General features: G+C 57.2%; 7 protein-coding genes and 2 pseudogenes. 2 read left to right on the top strand and 7 right to left on the bottom strand.

Annotated elements, in window-relative coordinates:
- Positions 1-129: 129 nt before the first annotated feature.
- Positions 130-672, top strand: a pseudogene (locus KRR26_RS35720) (IS3 family transposase); the annotation flags it as partial.
- A gap of 219 nt (positions 673-891) precedes the next feature.
- Here KRR26_RS35720 and KRR26_RS35715 read toward each other — a convergent pair.
- The 7 genes and pseudogenes from KRR26_RS35715 to thyX form a co-directional block, all read right to left on the bottom strand.
- Positions 892-1,599: a hypothetical protein gene (locus tag KRR26_RS35715; protein WP_217082091.1), complete on the bottom strand. Its 708-nt coding sequence runs from the start codon at positions 1,597-1,599 to the stop codon at positions 892-894.
- A 4-nt stretch (positions 1,600-1,603) separates the two neighbouring features.
- Positions 1,604-1,813 (bottom strand): hypothetical protein, encoded by a 210-nt coding sequence (locus tag KRR26_RS35710; protein ID WP_217082090.1) that lies wholly within the window; start codon positions 1,811-1,813, stop codon positions 1,604-1,606.
- A 1,083-nt stretch (positions 1,814-2,896) separates the two neighbouring features.
- A complete protein-coding gene (locus KRR26_RS35705; RefSeq protein ID WP_217082089.1) occupies positions 2,897-3,982 on the bottom strand; it encodes a hypothetical protein in 1,086 nt (361 codons plus the stop codon).
- The gene (locus KRR26_RS35700) at positions 3,975-6,482 is read right to left on the bottom strand and encodes an ORC-CDC6 family AAA ATPase (RefSeq protein ID WP_217082088.1); all 2,508 of its coding nucleotides are present in this window, start codon (positions 6,480-6,482) and stop codon (positions 3,975-3,977) included. Before KRR26_RS35700 ends, KRR26_RS35705 begins: the two co-directional genes overlap by 8 nt.
- Complete coding sequence (locus KRR26_RS35695; RefSeq protein WP_236069538.1) at positions 6,479-7,309, bottom strand: hypothetical protein; 831 nt, start codon at positions 7,307-7,309, stop codon at positions 6,479-6,481. The genes KRR26_RS35700 and KRR26_RS35695 overlap by 4 nt, the downstream gene beginning before the upstream one ends.
- A 126-nt stretch (positions 7,310-7,435) precedes the next feature.
- Positions 7,436-7,732 (bottom strand): annotated as a pseudogene (locus tag KRR26_RS37945) (DNA methyltransferase); the annotation flags it as partial.
- Positions 7,733-7,734: 2 nt separating this feature from the next.
- Positions 7,735-8,670: an FAD-dependent thymidylate synthase gene (gene thyX, locus KRR26_RS35690; RefSeq protein ID WP_217082086.1), complete on the bottom strand. Its 936-nt coding sequence runs from the start codon at positions 8,668-8,670 to the stop codon at positions 7,735-7,737.
- 135 nt (positions 8,671-8,805) lie between these two features.
- Here thyX and KRR26_RS37940 point away from each other — a divergent pair, with 135 nt between their 5' ends.
- The gene (locus KRR26_RS37940; protein WP_407931762.1) at positions 8,806-9,615 is read left to right on the top strand and encodes an IS630 family transposase; all 810 of its coding nucleotides are present in this window, start codon (positions 8,806-8,808) and stop codon (positions 9,613-9,615) included.
- The last annotated feature ends 378 nt before the right edge of the window (positions 9,616-9,993 follow it).

The raw sequence follows: 9,993 nt of genomic DNA, 5'->3' as shown, positions 1-9,993 counted from the left end.
TCGTCACGAACACCTCCTGACGCACACGGCGAACCTCCATCCCATCCGAGAGCGTCACCACGACACTGCCCCTGGCTCCGGGCGGGACTCATCCCTCGTCAGGACAGCCAAACCCGGACGGGTACGGAGGGGCTGCAGGTGCCGCGCAAGAGGCCCAGGCGGCGCGTGGCGAGCAGCCGCCCCCGCCCGTTGCCGGCAACCGGGCCCAACCAGGTGTGGGCCTATGACTTCGTCTTCGACAGCTGCGCCAACGGGCAACAGCTCAAGTGCCTCACCGTGGTGGACGAGTGGACGAGAGAGTGCCTCGCCATCGACGTCGCGGGGGCCATCCGCTCCGAGCGAGTGGTGGAGGTGCTGTCGAGGATTGTCAGCGAGCGAGGGGCCCCGAGGCATATGCGCAGCGACAACGGACCGGAGTTCGTGGCCTCGGCCATCCTGCAGTGGGCCGCGGAAGCTCGCATCGAGCTGGCGCACATCGCACCCGGCAAGCCCTGGCAGAACGGCACCGACGAGAGTTTCAACGGACGTCTTCGCGACGAGTGCCTCAGCATGGAATGGTTTCGCTCCAGGGCAGAGGCGCGAGCCGTCATCGAGGAGTGGCGCCTGCATTACAACCAGGTCCGGCCACACTCGAGCCTGGGCTACCTCACGCCTCTGGAATTTCGACGCAAGTGCGAAGCAATGGTACCCAACCCATCCCGGGCGGAGCCTCTCTCGCAATCAGTGGTCCGAAGAATCCAGGCAGGTCACCACGCTGCATCGGCGCGGCGCACGGCCCTGCCGGCACTCATCAGTGGTCCTCCTCTGTCGCGCTGCTTCAGTTCACCGCTGGAAACAAGGCTCCTTGTTTGGCTTATATGTCGTGAGCGGAAGTGGCAGGAGCCGTTACCTTCAAACTGAAGGAACCAGATAGTACGGTGCGAGAAGTGGCGCGCACGCGGCGGGCAAGCAAAACGCAACCGAGGGTCGCGCAGCACCTTCCTGCGGCAGAGCCGTGAGTTCTTTAACCCTCTGGCGTGTGGCGTCCCACATTTTCTCGTAGGCCTCGGGCTGAAGGGGCCGCAAGTCTACAAAGCCGACCTCGTCTGACGGGTCAGGTGTCTTCATCTTCGTGGACTTCTGAGGATTGAGTTTTGGACCAGCCCACGCAGCAATCGCGAGAAAGGGCGCACGACGAGTCACGGGCATGGAGCCCAACGGTGCGAACCCCATCACGCTTGTCCGAAGCCCGGCAGGCGTACGCCACCAAAGGCTCACCAGCTCGTCGTCACGCGCGTACTTACGCCAACTGTCGCGCGAAAGAGACCAGCCTGTCTTTCCTGCGAGCCCAACCAAGAGTCCGACGAGATCATCCGCAGTTCGGATCTCTGGGAAAACCGCAATGCCCGGACGCAATATCTGTGCAGCGCTCGTGAAGAACCCCGACAGCCCCGCGTGGAGGGACTCCGATGGAGATGTTCCGGACCAAACGCCCCACTGAATCGCGTCCTTGGCCGCGGCGTAAGCTGCGGCGAATAAACAGCCGGTCGTACCGGAACGAAGGTACTGCCGCATCACATTGACGACACTGTCTGCTTCAGGCCCGATAACGACGTTCATTATTTCAGAATTTCAGATCGAGAGGCTCGCGTTGCTGGATGATGACAAAGCGGATGTGCTCGCCATCGTCGGACGTGACAACAACGCGCGGCGCATCGTCTGCCCGTCGGGCCCAAGTCGCAGGATCCTCGTGAAACTCCCCTTCCGTCACGTAGACGGAATCGTTGTTTGGCGTGGAATCGACCGAGTCTTCATTCGGATCCCAAGTGGACATGGCGACCTCCGTGCTTCCTCTATCATAGTCCTGCATGCTGCAGGGGCGGTAGTCGACTACCAGAATCCCGATCGTAAACTCCGAGATACTGAACGCCACCAGTGACGAAATCGCGTGGAGGAGAGGCCCTAAACCCGCGATGACACACACCTTTCGCTGAATCGCGAAGAATCTAGGCAGATAGAGCAGCCCACGGGATCGCTTACACTCCCTGTCGCTTTGGAATGGGACAAACGGCGCTCCTCCCAACCTAAGCCCTCTTGGGGGGCACATGCCCCCCCCGGGGAGTACCTCGCCGACGTGCTGTTGCGCGTGCAGACGCCTCGCGATCGGCGAGCTGCTGTCGCGAGAGTGGAGGCATCGACGCGCCGCCCACTCTTCCTGAACACCGTCGTGCAGGTCCCGTCCGTCGACCTGCTCCCCCGGGCTCGCTGCTAGCGACGAGCACACCCACGCCCGTCCTCAAGCGGTCCAAGCACGGCGTCTGTCGGACGGCCGCCTGCGACTCAAGGAGGTTGGCGAGGCCGGCCCTCGAAAGAACGGATGACGCAGCAGCACAACTTGATGCCCGGCAAGGAGCCTCGCCAGCCCGAAGGGCATGAGGTGGCCTCACCTGACAAGCGGCATCCTGTTGTCAGCACCCCAAACCTACTCGTCCTCTTTCTCCTCGAAGACAAGATCGACGTATCCCACAATCGGGTTGGGCGGGGTCTGAATAGGGACCTTGAGCAGCTTGCCGACGTGGGACGCGACCAACTGATGGATGCGGTTCATGTCCACTAACGACAAATGTGGATCCTGCGAAAACCGCAGCCTGTGTCGAGTCCCTGCACTTGAATCTATCGATGCGGAGAACCCAGCATTCGACACTACGGCTCCTCCCTCCAAGTTCCGAGTTCGCGTTTGCAGTTGCCGAACCTCCTCTATGACTTCTCGTAGGCTCTCTCCAAGCTTCCGAATATCGCCTTGCCCGTCCTCTGCTGCCTGGCGTGCCCACTTTGCCAGTTCTTTGAGTCGGTCCTCAGTCATCCTATTTACCATAACAGTCACTACTCCGCACAACACTCAACTACAACGCATTACCTATTCCCGAATCTCAGCATCATCTCGTCCGTTGGCGAGCGCGGCAGCCAAAGCAGAACAGGCTTCGAACGAAAGCGAATACACACCTCCAATGCCACGGGTGTAACGATCAGGGGGAGAAAATTCCCTTGGAGTCGGGTAAGCGATTTGAATATCGCGCAACCACCCACAAACAAGACCGACCGCAACACTCTGCATTTTACTACCAGTGGGCGAGACAACAATTTTCTCCCGCTGCGCATGATCGTGATAAATCTGCAGCAGAAGCCGCAACACATCGCGATAGTCGCGAGTACTCACACTGAACTCCTCGCGCGGAGATAGCGAGTCAATCCTATTAAGCTGGCGCATCGCCTCCAACTTCCAATAATCGGGCTCGTCCCTCGGGATTCCATTGACGACGGTAAAGCTGGAGGTCTGCATCTCAGCGCAAAGCGCCGCAACCTGCGAGGGATTCCACGACGGGAAAGCCACCACACGAATCGGCTGCCCTTGCATTTCCACGCTAGAGAGTTCAGGCACAACCGTCAAGCCAAACACGCCTGCCGACAAAAACATCATCAAGCCGACCGGATCTCCAGAATTTCGGAGTTCTGCATCCACCGTATGTTTGGAGGGCGGATACTCAGCAGCATCTACATACAGAACTTCGGTTTTGAGAAGGTGCCCGCCGCGCACGACCTCAGCGAGCAGTTGCACAATCAACAATCGCGACATTCCAGAAATATCGATATACAGGCGAGAAGCTGCACCAGCAGCCCTGAGCACCTTCTCTCCTCCGCTCGCTGGGTTCTCGCGATCATATGTGACGCTCTCCAGAGTGATACCGCGCTTCCTGCAGAGCTGCTCAACCTCGGCACGGCGGTTTGCGAGCACTGCTGGGAGATAATCAACACAAAGCAGACGAAAGTTCTTCTCTCCTCTATTCAGCGCGCGCCCTAGCACCTCTAAGGCTCGGTCCTCGAATCCCGCACACATGACAAGGACACTATTAGGCGCAATAGATGGCGCGTCGATTGCCTTGGCCTCAGGCCAGTCCATATTAGCAAGCTGCTCATCAAGGCGGAGCACATGCATGTCACTCATCGCTCTGTACCTCATCCTGCTTTGGTGATGACAGCGGCAGGTCTAGTTGAGGCTGCCCGGCCTCCTTCGTCGACTTTTCGTCTTCCCTAATGCGTTTACGCTTCTCGAAGATCTTCGGGGATGCCAACAACTCTTTGAACTCATCGACACTGAGCTCCAAAGAGTCACGCTTGCTAAATGTCAACCCAAAGGAGGGAATCAGAAATCGGCGTAAGTATAGCCGCGGGACAACATTTCCACGCCTGCTCTTCCCGCGCACGTCTTCCAAGAAAACCGAGTACCGGAGCAAGTCGTTATACGTTTCCTTGAACTGCCCTTCGAGATGCGGATCTTCGTACGGCTCAATTCGTGTTGCCTGGTGTGGGGGAGAGCCACCTTCATTCCTGGAATCACGAAACCTGAGATACGATGAAGCAACAGCCCCGAAGGCTTCGACAATTTCCACAAGATTCTGACCCTTAGGAAGTGCTCGAAGGTTGCGGAGGAAGCTGCCTGCTTCTTCTCGGATAGTCTTGTTCTGGATCTCTGCTGAGATGGCCGGCGTCGCCGCAGCAGGGCGAATGGCGTCTCTTCCTCCTGCCTTGTCGACCATTTTACCAACGAGCCCAATCAAAAAGTGCACGTCGCCGCTGCACAATTCGCCCAACGCACGCTTCCCCCATACAATCGATTGCTTCTTCTCGCGCATGGCGCGAGCCACTTCATTCTGGCTTGTTTCTTTCTCCTCGTCACCGACGAGAGACTGGAGTGTTTGGACTGGGTAATTTTCCGTATAGACAAAACGTCGATTGAAAATATCATCAAAAAACTGAAGCTTGTCATCTCGATCGGCATGAATGAAGTCAATCCCGAGATTCACTAAGCTAAACTCTCGACCCTCCACATAGGCCTTGCCGTCTACATCACGACTCTCAAATGAAGCTGGACTTTCGGTGGCGAGTTTGAAGAAGCAAGCCGAGCTTCGCTGCATCAGTAGCCGGTTCAAATTCTGCTGGAGCTTCTGGCTAATTTTCGGCGCAGAGTAGTCATCAACAAAGAAGAAGATCGGCCTATCTTGAAGCTCAGCAAAGTGCGAGATGAGCACATTGCAAACTCGGGGGACGATATCCGGACCAAAGTATTCCCCGAATGCCTGCTTCGGATCGTTAGCGAATTTCTGCTTACTTGCAGCACGCTCTCGCTCTTTCCCGAGTTGCCTGCGAAGACTGTCAAACGTATCAGCCTTCGAGTGTTGAGGCCGGACAAGTTTCAGAACATCCCAGAGTTCGGCTGCAGCACGAGTTTCATTTCTGGTCCAGCTATCGACGAAGTGTCGCTGGAGCCACAAAGAAAGAGAGTCGAGAAGTTCACGAATCAGCGTTGCCGACAGGAAGTGGAGGGGAATATCTAGAGCTTCGGATCGGCTTGGCAGTTCATATCGAGGAAACGAGAAATAAAGATCGTCACATCGATAGTACACGCTTATATAGCGAATTCCCGATGGCGTGTCATCATCAGTATAATACCGATGCTTGAGACTGAGGCTGCGAAATACCGTCGTCTTCCCGCAGCCACGTGGTCCGGTGAGGACCAAGTTATTGACAGCCTCAATAGCTGGCAACCCGAGCATCTTGTCGGAGTAGAGTTCCTTCAGGAGCACGTGTGATTCGCCGATCTGCTCACAACTCAAGAAGTCAAACGGCGTAATCAGCGTTCGCCGAGCCTTTCCGGCGATCATTGCACGAAAGCTCTTAGGAATCTCTCGAAGGGAGCGAAATAGAGCAACTGGGTTACGCGCCCGTGGGTCAAAACCAGCATCGTGCTCGACAAGCCCCTTCGCCAACAAGTCGTTATTTAACGTATCGAAAGTATATCGGTCCTCGGGTGAACACGCCTGGTAATCGACCTTCTTCAGCAACTGTCGCAACATCTCGGCAAGTTGCTCGAAATCATCAAGCAGGACGGCCTCGCTCGTGATTGAAGCCACCCCAAAGTCTGTTACGCGAAAGCCGTAACGGGGCCCAACAAGGGAAGCGGAGCGGTCCTCAACTAGGATGTTGCCAGCATGAAAGTCGCCATGCTGAAGGTTGGCACCCTGAAGCTCACGGAGGAAATCAAGCATTTCCTCCATGAAGGTTACTATGAAGCCGACATCAACGTGTGGCTCCTTCTTGAGCAACTGAGATAGCGAGCGTCCGCGCACCAAATCCGATAGCAGATAAATACAGTCTGCTCCATTGACAGACCAGCCTCCAGAGTCATAAAACTTCACGACGCGATCGGAGGGTGCAGCATTCGGCTTCAGAATTTCATCGCGCCATGCAGGATTCGACTGATTGTATCCAATCAAGTTTGCGATTGGGACAATCTTACAGGCGATAGCTCGACCAACTTTTGCAGATTGCGCCCGAAATACGTGTGCATTACAACCCGATCCCAGCAACTCCTCGATCACGTAATCTTCGTGGCCCGGGATTTGCTGCCCAAGAAAGAATGTATAATCAGGCAGATTCTTCCTCATGAATTCTCCATCAGGCTTATCCGCGCTGCGCTCGCAATCTTCTTCTGGTCGACCTGCAGCCGTCGTAGAGACTGGCGCCTAAAAACAAGAATCGTTTCGCTCTTCGTACCGCTCAGATCCCTTCGCGAGCGACGGACGTCCGGAATCAAGTCATTAATCACACGCACAAGAGAGAACGCATTCAGCACGGGTGATTTTTGGAATACGGAAGTCACAACTTGAGCGGTATCAATTGCGCGCCCTCCCCTGCTTGCATCGCCCACGATTAGAATGATCGCGCCCTCGGGAACTACCGCTGCCGCGAGCCGCGCGAGCGTACTGGTCATCAGGTCGCGGAATAGGCCTTCCGGGTTACTCTTAGGGATATCACGCTCCTCGGGCAGTCGCCGTTCGAGGAACCAGAGGCGCAAACGATTGTCGCGCACATAATCCAGCTCGTTCATGTATGGAGGACTGGCGATGATTGCCTTGAGCCCTTTCGGGACACGAGCCTTGCGGCTGTCACAGAGAGCAACGCTTGAACGGGCCCTGCGTGGAGGTGGCCGCCTGAAGGCTCTTCGGATCTTTGCCTCCATGCGGGACAAAACATCCCGCTCTTGGTACATCTCAGGGAATTGTTCCTCCGGGAACAGCCGATTACGCAGGTAAGGAACGAGATGGCTGCTCGGGTATGAAAGAAACCCTGGGCGCTGATGGTGGAGAATTCCCAAGAGGCAGGCGAGGAGAAACCAGTCCTCGTGCGAGACAAGTTCATCTCGAAGCGCAAGCGCGTGGCGTAACGTTTCTGGATGGAAAAACCGGCGCACCCACTGAGGCACCTGCCTCAAGTCTTGCTTACTCCTTCGCCTCAGAGCACCACGCCAACTCGAATGCAGTCGATCAATTGCTTCTTCCTCCTGGCCCGGTCCGAGCAATTTCGCGCGAGTGAGCAGAACACCATATGGATTAGTGTCCGACGCAATTACTCTGCGACCGCTAAGGGCTGCCTCTAGAGGAATAACCCCAGAGCCGCAGAATGGGTCCATCACCAGATCACCTGGAGATGTGTACTCGTCAATAAGATAACGGGCGATCGTCGTCTTAATTCGACCGATATAGGGCGCGAGTTGGTGAAACGTACAGTCCACTGATGTGGTGCATGCAGAAGTCCAAGGAGCTAGTTCGTATGGGTTCTCATGCACAGAGAAGGCACTGCTCTTGGCAGCAGTTGTGCGGTGAGTACTGATACGGCTTGCAGGTTTGGTCGCCATGGTCAGGCGTCTTGCGTCTTCCAGGGGATTGGAAGTCCGAGCCGGAGTAGTTTCTTTTCAAGCTCGTCCCGCTCGCGATTGGACCGGGAGTGCTGAGTATCATCGATGGGCAACAAACCCAATCGTCGCGCTGCGGCTACGGCCTCACTCGGCGACACATGAATCGCTCGAACTATTTCGAGGTCAACCGTTGAGAGGACAGTTGAATCTAGGCGGTAGTCAACGAACGCCTCCCAAGTCAATGGGCACCAAGCCTTAACAACGGTATGTCCGATGACACGCGCATATTCTCGAATCTCCAACTGCGCATGCTCATCGAGCCGCAAATTGAGGAAGTTAAGCAGGTTATGGAGATCAATCTTCCAATATGCCTCGGTGTAAGTGGAAAGTGGAAGATCCTTGCGAGCCTGCTCGCGTGCTACACCGCTTTCAATCCTCTCTTCGTACAACTTGCGGGCTTCAGATTGGAATTCCTTCTCCCGCTGTGACAGTGCACGCCCAACTTCAAGCTCCAGCTTGCCGGAACTGCCCTGGCGGTTCACATGCGATTGCGATCGCCAATCTGTTGGTTCGGTTTGTTGGGCGGCGTCGATTGCAAGAGAGTATCGCGTGGAATACTCGTTTACGCTCGCGGTCCGATGCCGGATCCACTGACGCCATGTATCCATCGGGACTCTTACATGGAGTTTGAGTTCACACATCTCAAACGGACTGGTGTGCCAATTCCGCATGAGGTACCGAATAAGTCCTCGGTCTTCATGCAATTGCTTTGTCCCGCGTCCGTACGAGACCCGTGCTCCCTGCACAATTGATTCGTCCGTACCCATGTAGTCAACGACCCGAACGAAGCCGTCATCGAGCACAGGGTGACGCTTTCCCAGTAGCGCATCGAGAGCGGGCGCAACGGCCCTTGATCCGGTGTGATTCGTCTCGTCCATAAGATTACTCCCGTCACGGTAGGACCCACTCCTACCCAAGCCGGGTTCGTGAGGCAAGATGCTGCCATACGGGGCTGACTTGGGCGAGGACGTGGACACGAACCCCGTGGGTCCCCGACTGCTGCACTCGGCCTGATGCGTCGAGGCCGTCAGTCCGTGAGGGTGTTGAAGCGAGCGCGAGCGCGGCAACTGCTCGGAGAAGGATGGACGGGCGTAGCCGCCGCGCAAGCCGCTGGTCTCTCTGAGCGGACGGTGCGGCAAGTGAGAGGTCGCTACGGTCGAGAGGGACTCGACGCCGCTCTCAGGGAGAGGCCGCGCCCAGGACGCGAGCGGCGCTTCACTCCCGGGCAGGCTTCTGCGGTGGTGGCCCTGGTGTGCAGCAATCCGCCGGAAGGGTACGCGAGGTGGCCGCTGAAGTTGCTGGTGCGCGAGGTGGTGGGGAGGGGAATCGTTCCCCGAGTGGGAGGAGAGACGGTACGAGAACTCCTCAAGCGGCATGACTTGAAGCCGTGGCGGGAAAAAAGATGGTGCGTGCCGAAGTTGGATGCGCAGTACGTCCAGCGAATGGAGGACGTGCTACGCCTCTACGAGAAGCCTTTCAGCCGACGTGAGCCCGTCGTCTGCTTCGATGAGAGGCCCGTGCAACTACTGGACTCCAAGCGAGACGTACTACCCATGCATGCTGGTGCAGTCGCTCGGCGTGATTACGAGTACGTCCGCTGCGTTACCGCCAATCTCTTTTGTGCTGTCGAGCCTCGGGCGGGACGCCACTTCGTCAAAGCAACACGGAGCCGAAAGGCCGCCGATTTCGCGGAGGCGGTGAGAGGCCTGGCGCACCGCTACCCCAATGCGCGAAAGATTCACCTCGTGCTGGACAATCTCAACGTCCACACGCGGTTCTCTCTGACGCGCCGCTTCGGGTGGAGGCAGGGCTTGCGCCTCTGAAATCGCGTCTGCGTACACTACACCCCGGTGCACGGCAGCTGGCTCAATCAGGCCGAGATCGAGGTGAGCCTCGTCTCGCGTCAATGCTTGGGGCGTCAGCGCGTGGCCACTGTCGAGGCCCTCCGGGATAGGACTCGTGCCTGGGCACGCGATGCCAACCGCCACCGCGTTCCCATTCGCTGGGCCTTCACCATCGCCAAGGCCCGCCATACCTTCCGCTACCTACCGGAGGACTTCATCCGGGCCGAGCACTAGTACTACCCGGTCAGATGAATCGAGCGTGGGCGCCCCGTGTTGAAGGAGCATGACGCCCACACAGTTGCGCAAGCTCGACCGGGAGCTGAGCGGGTTTCTGGAGTCGATGACGGAAGGAATGGG

The sequence above is a fragment of the Citreicoccus inhibens genome (genome assembly GCF_019039035.1).
Taxonomy (GTDB): domain Bacteria; phylum Myxococcota; class Myxococcia; order Myxococcales; family Myxococcaceae; genus Citreicoccus; species Citreicoccus inhibens.
The sequence above is the reverse complement of the archived record's forward strand: the minus strand, read 5'-3'. Positions and strand labels throughout refer to the sequence as shown.

What these genes read in the sequence shown, in the direction of transcription:
- KRR26_RS35705 (WP_217082089.1), bottom strand. Translation starts at nt 3,982, where the DNA reads ATGAGTGACATGCATGTGCTCCGCCTTGATGAGCAGCTTGCTAATATG.
- KRR26_RS35710 (WP_217082090.1), bottom strand. Translation starts at nt 1,813, where the DNA reads ATGTCCACTTGGGATCCGAATGAAGACTCGGTCGATTCCACGCCAAAC.
- thyX (WP_217082086.1), bottom strand. Translation starts at nt 8,670, where the DNA reads ATGGACGAGACGAATCACACCGGATCAAGGGCCGTTGCGCCCGCTCTC.
- KRR26_RS37940 (WP_407931762.1), top strand. Translation starts at nt 8,806, where the DNA reads ATGCGTCGAGGCCGTCAGTCCGTGAGGGTGTTGAAGCGAGCGCGAGCG.
- KRR26_RS35700 (WP_217082088.1), bottom strand. Translation starts at nt 6,482, where the DNA reads ATGAGGAAGAATCTGCCTGATTATACATTCTTTCTTGGGCAGCAAATC.
- KRR26_RS35715 (WP_217082091.1), bottom strand. Translation starts at nt 1,599, where the DNA reads ATGAACGTCGTTATCGGGCCTGAAGCAGACAGTGTCGTCAATGTGATG.